Below are 16629 nucleotides of genomic sequence, written 5' to 3' on the forward strand. Positions count from 1 at the left end.
CCGCGCTTGGAGCAGATGCCGTTACGACGAATCTTGGGGGATTCACCTTGTCCAGACGCAGTCTGGGTGACCGTGGCCTGCGCGCAGTCGCCGCGCTCACGGTCTCCATCACGCTGGCCGGCGGCCTGTTCGCCACTCCGGCACTCGCCGCACCGCCGGGGGTCGACCCCTCGGCACCGGCCGACGTGTCGACGGTCAGCTTCTCCGCCGCCCTGGTGTCGGACTTCGACCAGAAACTGGCCGCTGCCAGCACGATCAGCGCGTCGGTGACGTCCAGGGAAGCCCGGATGGCCGACCTGAACTTCGTCATCTGGATCTACAACAACGCTCCGCGCGACAGCGCCGTCAAGCGCGAGGCGTTGAAGGCGCTCACGAACGAGACCGACGAGAACGCCTGCTACGACTTCATCGTCACCGGCATCCACCTCGCCTTCCGCGAGGACGTGCGGGCCATCCCGATCATGGACGAGCGGCACCGGCAGCGGCTCAAGGCCACCGACCTCATCGGCTGGATGAACGTCGACCGGTACTACCTCGACTCGAACCTGAGCGAGTTCGTCACCAAGCTGTTCATCAACACCAACGGCACCGAGAACCCCGAGATCAAGGCGCAGGCCTCGGCCGTGCTGACCAACACCTCGACCGACGAGCAGCGCCAGAAGTTCGTCACCGAGGGCATCTTCACCGCCTACAACCTCGACGTGCAGCGCCGCCGCGAGGCGGCCGAGCGCGAGCGGACCGCGATCGAGGAGCGGGACGCGATGCTCAAGGCGCGCGGTGACGCGTGGCGCGTCGCGGCCCAGGCGGAGCTGACCACCTCGCTCAAGGTCATGACCGACAGCGAGTTCACCTGGGAGGTCTACCGGGCTCCGCTGGCGCGCAAGTTCGTGAAGGCCGCCGCCCAGGGCGCGCTGGACACCCACGACGCGGCGCAGATCAAGGCCTTCATCTTCACCGGCATCCACACGGCGCACCAGAGGGACGTCGCCGAGGAGGACGCGGCCCGCGCCGTGGAGACCGAGAAGCAGATCAAGGAGATCCTCGACCGCGCCAAGCGCGACGGGTACCTGCCGAACGTGGTCGCGGCCGCCACCGCCGCACTCGCCGGCGATCTCAAGGCGCGCAACGAGTTCATCAACCTCGGCCGGTACGAGGCCGCCAAGCGCGACCAGATCAAGCCCGCCCACGAGCTGGTGGTCGAGCTGCAGGGCCAGGCCTCCGGGCGGTGCGCCCAGATCGCCGGCGTCGACGCGCAGGCCATCGAACAGGGCCAGTACAACGAGCTGTGGGACTGCATCCGCCCCGCCCCCAAGCAGGTCTGGGCGCTGAAGCAGGTCGCCACCAACGAGTACCTGCTCATGAACGGCAACTCGCGCCAGTGCATGGACGGCCACAGCGACCTGCTGCGCCAGTACCCGTGCGACGCGAACAACGGCTACCACCGCTGGAGCTTCCTGGAGAACGCCGACGGCACGTACCAGATCAAGAACGTCGGCACCGGCAAGTTCGTGACGGTCAGGGACGGCCAGACGCCGAACGCCAGCCCGGTCACCACCTACGTCGGCACCAACGACGGCCACCAGCGCTGGCGCCTGCTGAACCTGGTGCACCGCTCGGACGTCGCCACGATCGCCGTCGGCCGCTACCAGCTCAAGGGCGTCCAGTCCGGCCGCTGCCTGCAGACCGCCGGTCTGTGGGACACGCCGAACCAGGGTGCGCTCGCGAACCTCGCCGGCCAGGAGCTGTGGGACTGCGTCGGCGGCGGCAAGATGGCGTGGGACCTCGTGGACCTGGGCGGCAAGCGGTACGCGCTCAAGAACGTGATGTCCGGCAAGTGCCTCGACGTCAAGAACGGCGTGCAGCTCAACGGCTCGCAGCTCATCCAGTACGACTGCCACTACGGCGACACGGAGCAGTTCGCGTTCTCCAGCCAGCCCGACGGCAGCTACGTGCTGGAGAGCGTCCTGGCCGGCAAGGCCGCCGACGCGATCGGCAACGCCGTGCAGAACGGTGCCGCGGTCGGCATCTGGGACGTCAACGGTCTGACGAACCAGCGGTGGACGCTCCACGCCACCGCCTGATCCCGGTGTGAGGACGAAGGGCTCCTCCCGCTGCGCAGCGGGAGGAGCCCTTCGCCGTACCCGCACGGTCGGCGGGATCAAGAACTGCGTTCGTAGGTCATGAAGGAGACCCCGCTTTCGAACAGCCGCGCGTCGGTGCGCGTGAACTTCGTGATGTCGGCCTTCCCGTCGAACAGCGGGATGCCGCGGCCGAACACGACCGGGTGAATCTTGAGCAGCAGCACGTCGATCTCCGGCAGCAGGGTCGCGGCCAGCTTGCCGCCGCCGCACAGCCAGATGTCCTGGCCGTTCTCTTCCTTGAGCGCGCGCACCCGGCCGACGACGTCCTCGCGGATCACCTCAACGTCGGGCGGCGTGCCGGTGATCTGGGTCGAGACCACGAACTGGCGCAGGTGCGCGTACGGCGACGCGAGCCCGCCCGGCACCTGGTAGGTGCTGCGGCCCATCAGGACCGTGTCGAAGTGCTTGTTCGGCGCGTCCAGCAGCCCCAGCGCCTCGCGGAACTGCGTGGGCAGCGTGTCCGGGTACTCGGCGTTGATGCCCTCCATGTGGTCGCCTTCGAAGACGAACCCGTCGTAGGTCCCGTCCTCGGCCGCGATGAAACCGTCGAGCGTGGTGGCGACGTAGTACACGAGCTTTCGCATCCCCAGAACCTCCTGTAGCTCCAACCACGACAACCGTAGTACTATGTGTGTAGTGGTTGCAAGGAGGAAATCGTGGTGAGGAACGAAGCGAGGCGAACGGCGCTGCTCGACGCGGCGGTCGACGTCCTGGCCGAAGAGGGCGCGCGCGGGCTGACCTACCGGGCGATCGACGCCAGGGCGGAGGTGCCGGCGGGCACGGCGTCCAACTACTTCGCGAGCCGCGAAGACCTGATGTCCGAGGTGATGACCCGCGTGTTCCAGCGGTTGCAACCGTCGGACTCCTCGGTCGCGGAGTCGCTCGCACTGCCGCGCGACCGGGCGCTGACCGTGAAGTTCATGCACGACATCATCAAGCGGGCGGACGCCGACAAGGCCTGCTGGCTCGCGATGATGGAGCTGCGGCTGGAGTCGACGCGGCGGCCGGACCTGCGCACCGCGATCACGAAGACGGTCGCCGAGGGCCTCGACTTCAACGTGCGCTTCAACGAGGAGGCGGGGCTGCCCGGCGACCGGACGGCGGTCGTGCTGCTGTACCTGGCGATGACGGGGTTGGTCCACGAGCGGCTGACGCTGCCGGACGTGCTGGCCGACGAGGACCTCGACCGGCTCGTCGAAGACCTCGTCGACCGCGTGATCGGTCCGGCCTAGCGGCTCAGCGGGCCGCCGGTGATCGTCAGCGCCACGGCGATCACCACGACGCCGAGCGTGCTGTAGAGGAACGCGTCCATGCCGCGGCCGCGGATCTTGATCAGGCCGGCCTGCTCGTCGGTCACCAGGACCCGCAGCACGGCCGCGACCAGCAGCGACACCCCGAGCAGGACGGCGCCCTGCCGCCAGTGGTACTGGAAGATCCGCACCAGTCCGAGCACCCCGACGCCCAGGACCAGCGCGAACGGCAGGTGCTTGCCCGCACCCGACCGCCAGCGCTGTTCCGGCATGAGCGCTTCTGCGTCAGACCGCTGCATGGGCGCGCTCGGCGGCTTCGACGGTGTTCGTCAGCAGCATCGCGACGGTCATCGGGCCGGACCCGCCGGGGATCGGCGCCAGGTGGCCGGCGACCTCGGCCACGTTCGGTGCCACGTCGCCGACCAGGCCGTTCTCCGTGCGGGTGATGCCGACGTCGACCACGGCCGCGCCCGGCTTGACCATGTCCTTCGTGATCAGGCCGGGGGAGCCGGCGCCCGCGATCACGATGTCCGCGCGGCGCACCTCCGCGGCCAGGTCCTTGGTGCCGGTGTGGCACAGCGTCACGGTGGCGTTCTCGCTGCGGCGGGTCAGCAGCAGGCCGATCGGGCGGCCCACGGTCACGCCGCGGCCGACCACGGTGACGTTCGCGCCGGCGATCGGCACCTCGTAGCGGCGCAGCAGTTCGAGGATGCCGCGCGGGGTCGCGGGCAGCGGGGCGGTCTCGCCGAGCACCAGCTTGCCCAGGTTCACCGGGTGCAGGCCGTCGCCGTCCTTGCGCGGGTCGATGCGCTCCAGGACCGCGTTCGCGTCGAGGTGCTTCGGCAGCGGCAGCTGGACGATGTAGGCGGTGACCTCGGGGTTCGCGTTCAGCTCGTCGATGACGGCCTCCAGCTCCTCCTGGGTGGTCTCGGCGGGCAGGTCGCGGCGGATCGACGCGATGCCGACCTTCGCGCACGCGGTGTGCTTGCCCTTCACGTACGAGTGCGAACCGGGGTCGTCGCCGACCAGCACGGTCGCCAGACCCACCGGCGCCGGCAGTGCGGCGACCCTCGCCTTCAGGTCCTCGAACAGCGCGTCTCGGGTTTCCCGGCCGTTGAGCAGCGTCGCAGTCACCGCACCATCCTCCCACTGGGCAACGCCGCCACGCCGACCGACACCAGGGTCAGCGCCACGCCCACCACCGTCGCCGTGGCGAGGTGCCCGCTGACCACGTCGAGCAGCACGGCGCCGACGAGCTGACCGCTCACGCCGCACAGCCCGACCATCAGCACGCCGATGAACCGCACGGACACGATCGCGCCGCCCACGCCGACGATGCCCAGCAACCCGCCGAGGTACAGCCACCACTGCGACGGGAACGCACCGGGCACACCGCGCGGCACGGCCAGGTTGACCAGCGTCAACGCGATCGTGCCCACGCTGAAGTTCACCAGGATCGTCGCCATCGAGTGCTGGGCGGCCTCGCGCACCAGCCCGTTCACCGCCTGCTGCCAGCCCATCATCAGCCCGGCGACCAGCGGCAGCACCGCGAGCCACAACGTGCCCGGCGACGTGAACTGGTGCGACACCGCCACCGCGACCGCCACGACACCGAGCCCGGCACCGGCGACGCGGGTCTTCGTCAGCGCCTTCGGCACACCCGGCCCGAGGCCCGCCCGGTCCACCACGAGGCTGCTCACGAGCTGGCCGACGACCACCGCGACCGTGAACACCGCCACACCGATGGTCGCGACCGCGATGCCCTGCGACCCGACCAGGAAGGCGCCGCTGATCCCGCCGATGCATTCCCACCAGCGGATTCGGCGGTGCCGCAGCGCGTCGGCCAGCCGCCGCAGCCCCGCGCGTGCCGACGACCGGGACAACACGGCCGCGAGCAGCACGATCAGCCCGCCGCCGAACGAGACCAACGCGGCCAGGGGACCGTTCTGCAGCGCTTGGGCCAGCGAGCCGTTGACCCGTCCCTGGACCGCGATCGCCACTCCACTGAGTGCCGCGACGAGACCGCCGGACACCTGTGCGGACCGTGACAAGGGGCCTCCTGCTCCGACGGGGGTGTTCTTGATCAGCTTTAACGTGGACGCCACCCGCGTTATGGTCGGGCCTCCACCGTTCGGCGCAGCGGCGGGGGACGTGTGCGATCCGGCGAGTTGCGGGGGAAGATGTTGGCGTGTCCGAGCCGAAGCCGTTGAACCCTACCGAGCAGGACGCTCTGGTGAAGCAGATCGGCCTGACCCTCATGCGGGCCGCCCCGGAGGACTGGCGCAGGGTGGTCGCCGAGTACCGCGCCACCGGCCGGTACTTCGAGCTGGCCGCCGAGTTGCACGTCGCGGACGGTACTTCGCGGCCGTGGGCGCCGCCGCAGGAGGTCGCGCAGCTCTTCGCGCGGCTGAGGGCCGGCATGCACCGCGAGGGCAGGGGCAGCTGGTCGAACGCCCGCTACCAGCTCGACCACCCGTCGAGCTACAACCTCGACTTCGACCGCGCGGAGCCGAAGTGGCAGACGCCGCCGCCTCCGCAGGCGTACGTCGACGAGATGCGGTTCTTCCCGCGTGCCGACGAGAACGTCCCCGACTGGCTGCGCCGCAGGCTGAACCCGCCGACGCCGGTGTTCCGCAGCGTCCGGGTGTTCGACGGCGCCGGTCCGAACGGCCGCCCGTCGGTCAACCGCCCGCCGGTGCCGGAGCCCGAGGTCGCGCCGCTGCTCGCCTACCTGTCGAACGCGCCGGTCGCCGTGGCCGGCCGCGGGTTCGACGCCGACCTGCTGGCCGCGGACTCCCCGCCGGTCGTGCCCGCGGGGTTCCAGACCGACGGCGTGTGGATCTGGCCCGCCGGCGTGTCCTACTACCTGCGCAAGTACGGCGTGCCGCCCGAGCCGGAGCTGGTCGAGCGGGCCCGCGGCAGGGGCTTCGCGCTGCCCGAGGTGTCCGAGGAGACCCGGCTCGCCGCCGCCGCGAACATCGGCGCGCCCGCGGCTCCTCCCGGCACGGTGCTGCCGCCGCCCCCGCCGGTCGAGGCCCGCCCGGCCCCCGAGCAGGAACCCGAACCCGAGGCCACCCGCGAACCGGAGCCGGACGCGACGCAGTTCGTCGAGGCACCGAAGTTCGACGACGAGCCCGACTTCGAGCCGCCGCAGGAGTCGACCCGGTTCATGCCGGCCCCCGACTTCGACGACGAGCCGGAACCTCAGCACGCCGCCGAGCAGGAGCCGGTCGAGGTGACCGCCGAGCGCGCCCCGCTCGACGACGACCCCGAACCGCTGGGCCGCCCGGTCTCCGTCGCGGCACCGCTGGCGGACGACGGCCCGCCCTACCGGGTGATCTTCGACTCCGACGGCGTGCCGGACCGCGTCGACGACCGGCACCTGCGCGACACCTACGGCGCCGGCATGGACCTCTTCGCGCCGCACCCGACCGAGGAGTTCGCCCAGGTCGAGGACGACCTGCCGGAGCAGGACGAGCAGGAGCCCGTCGCCGTCGTCGAGCCGGACGACGAGCCCGAGGTGCCGACCGCGGGACCCGACGAGCCCGCGCTCTTCACGCACCAGCAGGAGGACGAGCCGGAGCTGTTCACGCACCACCGCGAGGAGGAGCGCACCGACAGCTTCGTGCCGGAGGCCGAGGACCGCCCGCGCGACGCCATGCAGGACACGATGGCGTGGAGCCCGGTCCCGGACGAACCGCTGGAGCACGCCACCGAGGTCACCGAGGAGCACCCGGTCGTCGCGGTCGAGGCCGACGAGCCCGACCTCGCCGAGGAGGAGCTGCGCACGACCGCGGAGCTCGACTCGCGCGACCTCCACCTCCCCGAGCGCCTTCCCGAACACCAACCCCAACACCAGACCCAGCACCAACCCGAGCGCCTTCCCGAGCCCGCGCCGGTGGTGCCGCCCGCACCGGTCAAGCCCGCCGTGCCGGTCGTCGAGGAGACCGCCCAGTTCGACGCGGCCCTCTTCGCCGACGACGAGCCGGAACCCGAGCCGGAGCCGGAGCCCCACCCGCGCCAGGTCACGCCGGAGGAGGACCGCGAGCTCGCGGGCACCCGCCGCGCGCTGGACGACCTGAACGTGCCGCACGGCGTCTACCGCATCGGCGGCGAACCCGCCGACCGCACCTGGAACCTGCGCCTCGACGGCGACAGCTGGGAGGTGTGCTGGTTCGACCACGGCCCGAAGAACCCGGTGCGGTTCGAGAAGGTCGAGGACGCCTCGGCGTACCTGGTCGGCCGGCTCGTGATGGGCAACTTCCGCACCATCCCGCCCCGCGGCCAGACCCCGCCCGCACCGCAGCGGCCCATCGCCAACGGCTTCCGCGAGGAACCGCGCCGCCCCGTGCCCCCGCAGCGCCCGCCGATGCAGGCCCCGCCGCTCCCGGCCCCGCTGCCCCCGGCCCCCACGGCCGTGGTCCCGGCACCCGCCCCCGCACCGGCACCCGTCGCCGTGCAGCAGGACGACCCGGCCAAGCGGAAGTTCCCGATCACCCCGCTGGCCGGCGAGCCGCCGCTGACGTTGTTCCGCCACAAGCAGATGTTCGAGCTGCCGGCGGGCACCGAGGTCGACCGCTACGGTGACCAGAGCGGCAACCTCGTGTACGTGGCGGGAACGCCGTTCCCGGAACGCAGCCTCGTGCCGTCGTGGATCAACCGCCCGTACCGGGTCTACCGCCTGCGCCGGCCGCTCGAGGTGCTGACCGGCGTGGCGGTGCCGTGGTTCGAGCAGCCCGGCGGCGGAACCGCCTACCTGCTGCCGAAGGCGGTCGAGGAGATGATCGCCGAGGGTGTGCTCGTGGAGATCACGGGCTCAGGAGACAACTAGGCCGTAGGCAGCCGCGAACGAGACCGCGGTGTCGATGTCGATCAGGGCTCCGGCGAGCTTCGCTTGCCGGAGCCCGTTCGCGTCGATCTGCGCCCCGCGCAGGTCCGCCCCGTCGAGCTTCGCGTCGAGCAGCCGCGCGCCCATCAGGTCCGCCCGGCTGAGGTCGGTGTTGCGCAGGTCCGCCTCGCTGAGGTTCGTCTCGCGGAACCGCTGACCGCCCAGCTTCAAGCCGTGCAGCGGTGCCTTCACGAACGACGCCAGCGTGAAGTCGACCTCGGTGAACGTGACCGGGCGCAGCACGCAGTCCGCGAAGTTCGACCCCAGCAGGCTGCACGAGGTGAAGCTGGAGCGCGTGAGCACCGTGCGGTCGAACGTGCACTGCCGGAACGCCGTCGCGTGGTGCCTCGACTCGCCCAGGTCGGTCCGGGTGAAGTCGCACCGGGTGAACGTGCACCCCGTCGTCACCAGCTCGCGGAGGTCCGCCTCGGTGAAGTCGCAGTCCGTGAAGGACCGCTTCTCCCAGTGCTGGTTCGGCATGTTCGCGTCGGCGTAGTCCTCGCCGACCTCTTCGACCGGGCCGGTTTCTTCGACGGGGTTGTCCACGGCCCCTAGTGTGCCGGAGCGTCGCTCACCTGTTCGACCGGTGCGGCCTTCTCCGACTCGCGCCGCGTCAGCACCAGGGGAGCGTCCTCGGTGATCGCGACGGTGTGCTCGGAGTGCGCGGTGCGGGAACCGTCGGCCGAGCGGATGGTCCAGCCGTCCGGGTCGTAGACGATCTTGTCGGTGGTGCGGGCGAGCCACGGTTCGAGCGCGAGCGTCAGGCCCGGCTTCAGGGTCATGCCGCGGCCGGCGTGGCCCTTGTTCGACACGTGCGGGTCCTCGTGCATGGTGCGGCCGATGCCGTGGCCGCCGAACTCGGTGTTGACCGGGTAGCCGTACGAGCGCGCCACCTGGTAGATCGCCGCCGACAGGTCGCCCAGCCGGTTGCCGGGGCGGGCCACCGCGATCGCCGCCTCCAGCGCCTCCTCGGTGGCGCGGACGATCCGCTGGTCCTCCTCCGCGGGCGTGCCGACGATGACGGTGCGCGCGGAGTCGGCGACCCAGCCGTCGATGCCCACGGCGATGTCGGCGGTGAGCACGTCGCCGTCGCGCAGCACGTAGTCGTGCGGCAGGCCGTGCAGCACGGCGTCGTTGACCGACAGGCAGATGACGTTGCGGAACGGGCCCTTGCCGAACGACGGCGCGTAGTCCCAGTAGCAGGACTCGGCACCGCGGTCGGAGATCATCCCGCGGACGTGGTGCTCCAGGTCCATGAGGTTGACGCCCACGTCGGCGAGCCGGCCCACCTCGGTGAGGACCTCGGCCACGAAGCGCCCGGTCACGTGCATGCGGTCGATCTCCGCAGGCGACTTCAGTTCAATCACGAGCTACCTCACTGGCTTGGTATAGTTATACCGGCACCCTAACACTTGTCGGTATAGTAATACCAACCTATCCTGGTGGCATGGTCCGCCAACCGCTCACGCCAGAGCAGATCGAAGCCGGCCGCCGACTCGGCGCCCTGCTGCGGCGCGCACGGGCGGGGCGGGACCTCGTGGAGGTCGCGCAGTCGGCCGGCATCTCGCCGGAGACCCTGCGCAAGATCGAGACGGGCCGTCTCCCGACGCCCGGCTTCGGCACGATCATCTGCCTCGGCGAGGCCCTCGGCGTGCCGGTGCAGGAGCTCGCGGACACCTGGCGCGGCGCCGACCAGCCGCTCGACGCCGTGTCCTAGCACCTCGGCGTGGTTGTCCACTCTCACACCCTCGGTCGCTCCCCGTGTTGGTAACGTGCGGGACGCCGGGCGACCTGCCCGACGTCAACGAGGACCGTCATTCGGGAAGGCTCATGACCCGCACGCCCGTGAACGTCACTGTCACCGGTGCCGCCGGCCAGATCGGCTACGCACTGCTGTTCCGCATCGCCTCCGGCCACCTGCTGGGCCCGGACACCCCGGTCAACCTGCGGCTGCTGGAGATCACCCCGGCGCTGAAGGCCGCGGAGGGCACCGCGATGGAGCTCGACGACTGCGCCTTCCCGCTGCTCAAGGGCATCACGATCACCGACGACGCGAAGACCGCGTTCGACGGCGTGAACGTCGCCCTGCTCGTCGGCGCCCGCCCCCGCACCAAGGGCATGGAGCGCGGCGACCTGCTGGAGGCCAACGGCGGCATCTTCAAGCCGCAGGGCGAGGCGATCAACGCCGGTGCCGCGGACGACGTGAAGGTGCTCGTGGTCGGCAACCCGGCCAACACCAACGCCCTCATCGCCCAGCAGCACGCGCCGGACGTCCCGCGCGAGCGCTTCACCGCGATGACGCGCCTGGACCACAACCGCGCCCTGTCGCAGCTCGCCAAGAAGCTGGGCGTCGCGGTCACCGACATCAAGAACATGACGATCTGGGGCAACCACTCGGCCACCCAGTACCCGGACCTGTTCCACGCCGAGGTGGGTGGCAAGACCGCCGCCGAGGCCGTGAACGACCAGGCGTGGCTGGAGAACGACTTCATCCCGACCGTCGCCAAGCGCGGTGCGGCGATCATCGAGGCCCGTGGCGCGTCTTCGGCCGCCTCGGCCGCCAACGCCGCCATCGACCACATCCACGACTGGGTCAACGGCACCGAGTGGACCTCGATGGCCATCCCGTCGGACGGCTCGTACGGCGTGCCCGAGGGCATCATCTCGTCGTTCCCGGTCAAGTGCTCCGGTGGTTCGTACGAGATCATCCAGGGCCTGGAGATCGACGAGTTCTCCCGCGCCCGCATCGACGCCTCCGTGGCCGAGCTGGTCGAGGAGCGCGACGCGGTCAAGGGCCTCGGCCTGATCTGATCCGCGGCGCGGATTTCGTGGCACTGTGGGGCACGTGCTGATTCCCTGGCCCGTGCCCCAGCCGCAGATCTCCGACGACGTGCACCCCGCGCTCGCTGACGCCGCCCGTGCGGCGTCGGCGGCGTACGGGCGTGCCCGTTCCGCGCACACCCGGCTCGAGCTCCGCGAGGAGGTCGCCGACGGTGCGGACGGAACACCGACGATGCGCGTCGACCGCATCGTCGAGGACGCGATCCTGGAGTCGATCCACCGCAGTCGCGTGAACCTCCTGTCCGAGGAAGCCGGGTTCGTCGACAACGGCTCGGCGGTCACCCTCGTCATCGACCCGGTCGACGGGTCCGCGAACGCCGCGTTCGGCGTTCCGCTCTCCTGCTTCGCCGGTGCCGTTGTCATTGACGACACGGCTACCGAAGCTTTGACCACATGGTTCGACACGGGCCGTGCGTGGCATGCGCGCGCGGGTGTCGACACGCCGTTCCGCACGACGGGGCGCACGTCGTTGGACGGTGCGTCGATCTGCCTGATGCGGCCCAAGACCGGCACCCAGGACGCGTGGCTGCGCATCGCGAACCGCGCCGACCGCATCCGGGTGCTGTGCACGACGTGCCTGGAGACCATGCTCGTGGCCGAGGGGACCGTCGACGGCTTCATCGATCCCGGAACCGATACACACCGGATCATGGACCTGGCCACGGCGCTGGTCACCGTGCCGGCCGCCGGTGGGGTGCTGGTCGACCTGCACGGCCGGCCGTTCACCTTCGACCCGGACCTGTCCCGCCGGTGGTCCGGTGTGGCGGCGGCGACTCCCCAGCTGGCCGAGGAGCTGATCGCGACCGCGCTGGCTTAGACGGTTCCGCGCGGCTCGACGACGCAGTCGGGTCCGGGGAACACGAGGCCCTCGTGGCCGTCGTTGAAGCGGACCAGGTAGGGCGGGGCACCGTCGGTGCCGCGGACCTCGAGGATCTCGCCGAGGCGTTCCTCGAGACCGATGGAGCGGCTGTGGACGTGGAGCCTGTCACCAACTGTTGCTTGCATGGCGCTGCGACACCTCCGGGAGCGGCGTGAGGTCAGGCGTCAAAGCCTAGGCCGCTTCCGGAGGTGCGCAACAGGGACTCGAGTGCTCATCCACCGCACGCGGCGGAGACCTTGGCGACCATGTCAGCCTTCTGCGTGACCCAGTCCGCCGCGGAACCGACGTTCTGCATGCCGTTCGCGGCCTCCTCGAGCGCCTTCTTCACCTGCTCGTCGGGTGCGGAGTTGGCCAGGTTCTCGAGGTCGGTCGCCTTGGCCTTGGTGTCCTCCAGCGCCTTCTGCGGGTCGCTCAGGTCCGGTGAGAACCCGACCAGCTGGATCGCGTCGGCGCACAGCTTCACCTTGTCCGCGGTGTCGCTGACTCCCTGGATCGTGTCGCAGGCCGTCAAGCTGCCCAACGCGATGACGGCTGCCGCCAGCGGTCCGATAAGGCGCATTCGCTCTCCCTCTGCCCGAAGTGTCCGTTTGTGTTGTCCCCGACTCTACCGACCTGCGGTTACCGGTGGGCGTGTTCTTCGACCTGGCGCTGGTAGAGCTTCCTGATGACGTCGTCGATCTGCGGCTCCACGACGGCGAGGTCGTGCACCTCCACCTGCGCGACGACCCTGGTGATCAGCTCGGCCGCCGTCGTCTCCGCTCTCCTGAACGTCAGGTGGTGGCGCGTCCCGCTCGCCTCGCTGCGCACGGCCGTCACTCCTGGGACGTCCGGCGCGGGGCCGGGTTCCCTGAGGTCGATGACCAGCTCGCGCTCCGGCGTGACCTCCTCGCGCAGCGCGTCGAGCGCCCCGTCGGCGAGCACCCGGCCGTGGTCGATCACCATCAGCCGCGGGCAGAGCCGTTCGATGTCGTCGAGGTCGTGCGTGGTGAGCAGGAGCGTGGTGCCGCGGCGGGCGTTGAGGTCCTTGAGGAACTCCCGCAGCCGTTCCTTCGACTCCAGGTCCAGGCCGATCGTCGGTTCGTCGAGGACCAGCAGCTCCGGCGCGTGCAGCAGGGCGGCGGTGATCTCACCGCGCATCCGCTGCCCGAGCGAGAGCTGCCGCACCGGCGTGAGCAGGAACTCCCGCAGGCCCAGCAGCTCGACGCACTCGTCGAGCCGGGTCCGGTAGTCCGGCGGCGGCACCCGGTAGATCGACCGGAGCAGGTCGAAGCTGTCGCGCAGCGGCAGGTCCCACCACAGCTGGCTGCGCTGGCCGAACACCACGCCGATCCGCTTGGCGAGGTCCCGCCGCTGCTTGGCCGGGTCGACCCCGCTGACCTGGACCCGGCCGCTGCTCGGCACCAGGATGCCGGTCAGCATCTTGATCGTCGTGGACTTGCCGGCCCCGTTCGGGCCGACGTACCCGACGGCCTCGCCCGCCGCCACGTCGAAGCTGACCCCGTCCACCGCGGTGACGGTCTTGTACTTGCGCCGCAGGCCCTTGGTGGTGGCGACCTTGAACTCCCTGCGGAGCTCCCTGACCTCGATCATGATCCCGTTCCCCGGTATCTCCCGACCGCGAACCGCCACACCAGCCCGGCGACCACGGCCGCCAGTGCCGCGACGAGCGGTGATGTCCAACCGACCCAGCCCGGCAGTCCGAGCGGGTCCTGCCTCCCGAGCAGCGCGAGGCTCGGGTAGTACGCGACGAACGCCCCCGGCACGACGAACGCCATGAACCAGCGCAGCGGCCGGGAGTAGACGTTGATCGGGTACGAGGTGAAGGCGCCGCTGCCGTAGGTGACCGCGTTCGCGAACTCGCGGCCGTCGACGATCCAGAAGCAGATCGAGCACGCGACCACCCACACCGCGCTGTAGATGACCGCGCCCGCCACCGGGGTCAGGACCACCAGCGCGACCTTCGCCGGCGACCAGTCGACCGCGACCCGGTTGAGCGCGTAGACCATGACCGCGACCGCGCCGAAGATCCGCCCGATCCGCCGCAACCGGATGTCGGACACCATGATCTGCGGCAACGTGCCGAGCGGGCGCATCAGCAGCACGTCGAAGCTGCCGGTGCGGATGTAGGTCGGCAGGTTGTCGAGCTGCCCCGCGAACAGGTCCGCGGCGCCGAACGCGGCGCCAGCGAACGCGTACATGAGCAGCACCTCGTCCCTGCTGAACCCGCCCAGCGCGTTGACCTGGCCGAACAGCACCAGGATCACGAGCAGCTCGTACCACTGCGCGATCACCTGCGTGACGAAGTCCAGCGCGAACGACGCCCGGTAGGACAGCTGGCTGCGCAGCCGCGCGCCGATGAGCCGCGGGTAGATGACGTCAGCCACCCTGCACCACCACCCTGCGCACCGCGCGCCGCAACGCGAAGTGGCCGAGCGCCAGCACCACGACGGCCCAGAACAGTTGGTACAGCAGGAGTCTCACGACACTGCCGTGGCCGAGGAACACGTCGATCGGCGCCTGCAGCAACGCCGGGAACGGGCTCATCCACAGCAGGTCCCGCGCCCACTGCGGGAAGAACGCGATCGGCACGGTCAACCCGCACAGCAGGCCGGACGTGACGTTCCAGAACCCGTACAGCCCGCGGTTGTCGAGCAGCCAGAACGCGCTGACCTCCACGAGGAACCGCACCCCGAAGCTGCACACCAGCGCGATGAGCGCGCTCACCAGGAACAGCGGCCACCGGAGGGGGCTGTCCGGGAACTGGAAGGGGAACAACAGCATGCCGAACAACGCGGGCGGCAGCAGCCGCACGAGGAACGCGTACCCGCCGCGCCCGACGTCCTGTGCGAGCAAGGCGCTCAACAGGTGCCAAGGCCGGTACAGGTCCACCACGACGTCACCGGATCGCACTCGCTCGGCGAGCTCGTTCGGTCCCCACAGCAGGACGAACCCGAGCAGCCCCTGCCCGATCCAGACGTACGTGTTTGTCGCGGCGATGTCGTAGTCGGCGATCTCGCCGTTCGCCGCCTTGAGGGCGGCGACGAGGACCGCGACCCTGAGCAGGCCGAAGACCACGTTCGTGGTCATCCCGGCCAGCATCGCCTGTCGGTAGGTCGAATACCTTCGGAACCCAGCAATGATCAAATCGGCGTGAACACGCACAGCGGTCCACGTTACGACCCGTCGCAAGTGGATTTGTTCAACTGCCGAAAGCGGCCGTGACCGTCTCACCCACGTCCGGCGGCGACCCGAGGCACAGGTAGTAGCTCCGCTCGCCGTCCTTGAAGCCGACGGCGACGATGTCCCAGCCGGTCGTGTCGACCCCGGCCTTCGTGTTCGCCTTCATCACCTCGGGTGAACAGGTCTTGGCGAGCTCCGGCGCCTTCGCCAGGTCCTCCGGGTCGGTCGTGGGGATCGGCCCCGACAGCCACCCGCCGGAGAACGCCTCCCAGAAGTGGTCCTCCGAGCAACTGCCGGTCCGCCGCGCCGTGGCCGCCGCACCACCGGCCTGCACGGTGCCGCGGAAGCACGTGGAGCTGTCGACGCAGAAACCGCTGTCGCACACCTTCAGGAACGGTGGCACGGACTCCAGCGCGACCTCGTTCGTCCTCTGCTGCCGGGGGTCCTGCGTGCTCGCCTGCGTCTTGTCACCATTGGAGCTCCACACCAGCACCCCGGCCGTGACCGCCACGACCGCCACGGCCGCCGCGACGAGCGGCCACCTCTTCGCGGCCTTGGGCTGCTGGGGCGTCAAGCTCCGCAGCTCGTCGCGCAGCTGCGCCGCAGTCGCCGTGCGCTGCGTCGTGTCCGGGTGCAACGCGCGGGCGATCGTGTCGTGCAACGCCGACGGCACCCCGTCGACCGTCGGCACCGGCTTCCGCAGCACCTCACCGAGGTGGTCGAAGCTGGTGATGGGCCACGGCACCGGTCGCGGCGGCTTCCCGGCCAGCAACGTGTAGAGCGTGGCGGCGAGCGAGTACACGTCCGCCTGCGGCGTCGGCGGCGCCATGGCGAACGCCTCCGGCGGCGCGAAGCTGGGGCTCAGCGCGTCCCTGGTGACCGTGCTCCCGCCCTGCGCGTCCAGCAGCGCGGCCAACCCGAAGTCGGCGAGCTTCGGCGTCCCGTACCGGTCGACGAGGATGTTGCCCGGCTTGATGTCCCGGTGCAGCACACCCTCCCTGTGCGCGGCGGCGAGCGCGTCCGCGAGCTTGATCCCCAGATCCCTGACCTGCTCGGCCGGCAACCGCCCCTGCTTCTCCAGCCGGTCAGCCAGCGACCCGCCGTCGCACAGCTCCATCACCAGGTAGGGCGTGCCGTTCTGCGTGATGTTCGCGTCGTGCACCCCGACGACGTGCGGGTGCCCGCTCAGCTTGGCCGCCGCGTGCGCCTCCCGCACGAACCTCCTGCGATCCCGCTCGTCGGCCAGCACGCGGTTGTCGATCTTGACGGCGACGTCGCGGTCGAGCTGGGCCTGGTGGGCGCGGTAGACGGTGGCGAAACCGCCGGAGCCGAGGGGTCTCAGGAGGGTGAGGCCGGGGATGTGGGGTGCGGTCACGGGCGGCACTTTAGGCGACGCCACCGACAATCCGGACCAGGTGGGGCGAGCACGACGAAGGCCGGGGACGCGCG

At 70.5% G+C, this 16629-nt stretch carries 18 protein-coding genes; 6 read left to right on the top strand and 12 right to left on the bottom strand.

All coding sequences use genetic code 11. The annotated features are described in order from the left end of the window. Positions 1-47: 47 nt before the first annotated feature. A complete protein-coding gene (locus AB0A63_RS25795) occupies positions 48-2081 on the top strand; it encodes an RICIN domain-containing protein (RefSeq protein WP_360395889.1) in 2034 nt (677 codons plus the stop codon). A 77-nt stretch (positions 2082-2158) separates the two neighbouring features. Here the strand turns inward: AB0A63_RS25795 and AB0A63_RS25800 are convergent, their stop codons facing one another. Beyond that, on the bottom strand, positions 2159-2725 hold the full coding sequence (locus AB0A63_RS25800; protein WP_360395891.1) for a dihydrofolate reductase family protein: 567 nt from the start codon (positions 2723-2725) through the stop codon (positions 2159-2161). Between the two features lie 72 nt (positions 2726-2797). Between AB0A63_RS25800 and AB0A63_RS25805 the strand changes: the two genes are divergently transcribed. After that, positions 2798-3373 (top strand): TetR family transcriptional regulator, encoded by a 576-nt coding sequence (locus AB0A63_RS25805; RefSeq protein ID WP_360395892.1) that lies wholly within the window; start codon positions 2798-2800, stop codon positions 3371-3373. On the opposite strand, the gene AB0A63_RS25810 is transcribed toward AB0A63_RS25805, so the two are convergent. Genes AB0A63_RS25810 through AB0A63_RS25820 form a run of 3 tightly spaced genes read right to left on the bottom strand, consistent with a single transcriptional unit; the run spans position 3370 to position 5442 of the window. Beyond that, on the bottom strand, positions 3370-3663 hold the full coding sequence (locus AB0A63_RS25810) for a DUF3017 domain-containing protein (protein ID WP_360395894.1): 294 nt from the start codon (positions 3661-3663) through the stop codon (positions 3370-3372). The genes AB0A63_RS25805 and AB0A63_RS25810 overlap by 4 nt on opposite strands. Before the next feature lie 13 nt (positions 3664-3676). After that, the gene (locus AB0A63_RS25815) at positions 3677-4525 is read right to left on the bottom strand and encodes a bifunctional methylenetetrahydrofolate dehydrogenase/methenyltetrahydrofolate cyclohydrolase (RefSeq protein ID WP_360395896.1); all 849 of its coding nucleotides are present in this window, start codon (positions 4523-4525) and stop codon (positions 3677-3679) included. Further along, positions 4522-5442, bottom strand: coding sequence for a DMT family transporter (locus AB0A63_RS25820; RefSeq protein WP_360395898.1), 921 nt, complete (start codon positions 5440-5442; stop codon positions 4522-4524). Before AB0A63_RS25820 ends, AB0A63_RS25815 begins: the two co-directional genes overlap by 4 nt. 137 nt (positions 5443-5579) lie before the next feature. On the opposite strand from AB0A63_RS25820, the gene AB0A63_RS25825 reads away from it, so the two are divergent. After that, complete coding sequence (locus AB0A63_RS25825; RefSeq protein ID WP_360395899.1) at positions 5580-8222, top strand: TNT domain-containing protein; 2643 nt, start codon at positions 5580-5582, stop codon at positions 8220-8222. On the opposite strand, the gene AB0A63_RS25830 is transcribed toward AB0A63_RS25825, so the two are convergent. Together AB0A63_RS25830 and map are read right to left on the bottom strand one after the other, a co-directional pair. Beyond that, on the bottom strand, positions 8208-8825 hold the full coding sequence (locus tag AB0A63_RS25830; RefSeq protein WP_360395900.1) for a pentapeptide repeat-containing protein: 618 nt from the start codon (positions 8823-8825) through the stop codon (positions 8208-8210). The genes AB0A63_RS25825 and AB0A63_RS25830 overlap by 15 nt on opposite strands. 5 nt (positions 8826-8830) lie before the next feature. After that, on the bottom strand, positions 8831-9646 hold the full coding sequence (gene map, locus AB0A63_RS25835) for a type I methionyl aminopeptidase (RefSeq protein ID WP_360395902.1): 816 nt from the start codon (positions 9644-9646) through the stop codon (positions 8831-8833). Positions 9647-9726: 80 nt separating this feature from the next. Between map and AB0A63_RS25840 the strand changes: the two genes are divergently transcribed. From AB0A63_RS25840 to AB0A63_RS25850, 3 genes are all read left to right on the top strand, one after another. After that, a complete protein-coding gene (locus AB0A63_RS25840; protein ID WP_360395904.1) occupies positions 9727-9996 on the top strand; it encodes a helix-turn-helix transcriptional regulator in 270 nt (89 codons plus the stop codon). Between the two features lie 113 nt (positions 9997-10109). After that, entirely contained in the window at positions 10110-11090 is a 981-nt protein-coding gene (locus tag AB0A63_RS25845) for a malate dehydrogenase (RefSeq protein ID WP_360395905.1), read from the top strand. A 34-nt stretch (positions 11091-11124) separates the two neighbouring features. Beyond that, positions 11125-11937 carry an inositol monophosphatase family protein gene (locus AB0A63_RS25850; RefSeq protein WP_360395907.1) on the top strand — a complete coding sequence of 271 codons (813 nt, stop codon included), beginning with the start codon at positions 11125-11127 and terminating at the stop codon, positions 11935-11937. Here the strand turns inward: AB0A63_RS25850 and AB0A63_RS25855 are convergent. The 6 genes from AB0A63_RS25855 to AB0A63_RS25880 form a co-directional block, all read right to left on the bottom strand. Further along, a complete protein-coding gene (locus tag AB0A63_RS25855) occupies positions 11934-12125 on the bottom strand; it encodes a DUF1918 domain-containing protein (protein WP_360395909.1) in 192 nt (63 codons plus the stop codon). The genes AB0A63_RS25850 and AB0A63_RS25855 overlap by 4 nt on opposite strands. Positions 12126-12211: 86 nt before the next feature. Continuing rightward, a complete protein-coding gene (locus AB0A63_RS25860; protein ID WP_360395911.1) occupies positions 12212-12559 on the bottom strand; it encodes a hypothetical protein in 348 nt (115 codons plus the stop codon). Positions 12560-12618: 59 nt separating this feature from the next. Further along, positions 12619-13590 carry an ATP-binding cassette domain-containing protein gene (locus AB0A63_RS25865; RefSeq protein ID WP_360395912.1) on the bottom strand — a complete coding sequence of 324 codons (972 nt, stop codon included), beginning with the start codon at positions 13588-13590 and terminating at the stop codon, positions 12619-12621. Next, complete coding sequence (locus tag AB0A63_RS25870; RefSeq protein WP_360395914.1) at positions 13587-14384, bottom strand: ABC-2 family transporter protein; 798 nt, start codon at positions 14382-14384, stop codon at positions 13587-13589. The genes AB0A63_RS25865 and AB0A63_RS25870 overlap by 4 nt, the downstream gene beginning before the upstream one ends. Continuing rightward, entirely contained in the window at positions 14377-15087 is a 711-nt protein-coding gene (locus AB0A63_RS25875; protein WP_360395916.1) for an ABC-2 family transporter protein, read from the bottom strand. The genes AB0A63_RS25870 and AB0A63_RS25875 overlap by 8 nt, the downstream gene beginning before the upstream one ends. A 112-nt stretch (positions 15088-15199) precedes the next feature. After that, a complete protein-coding gene (locus tag AB0A63_RS25880; RefSeq protein ID WP_360395918.1) occupies positions 15200-16555 on the bottom strand; it encodes a serine/threonine-protein kinase in 1356 nt (451 codons plus the stop codon). Positions 16556-16629 lie beyond the last annotated feature (74 nt).

The sequence above is a fragment of the Lentzea sp. NPDC042327 genome (assembly GCF_040647275.1).
In the GTDB taxonomy this organism is placed as follows: domain Bacteria; phylum Actinomycetota; class Actinomycetes; order Mycobacteriales; family Pseudonocardiaceae; genus Lentzea.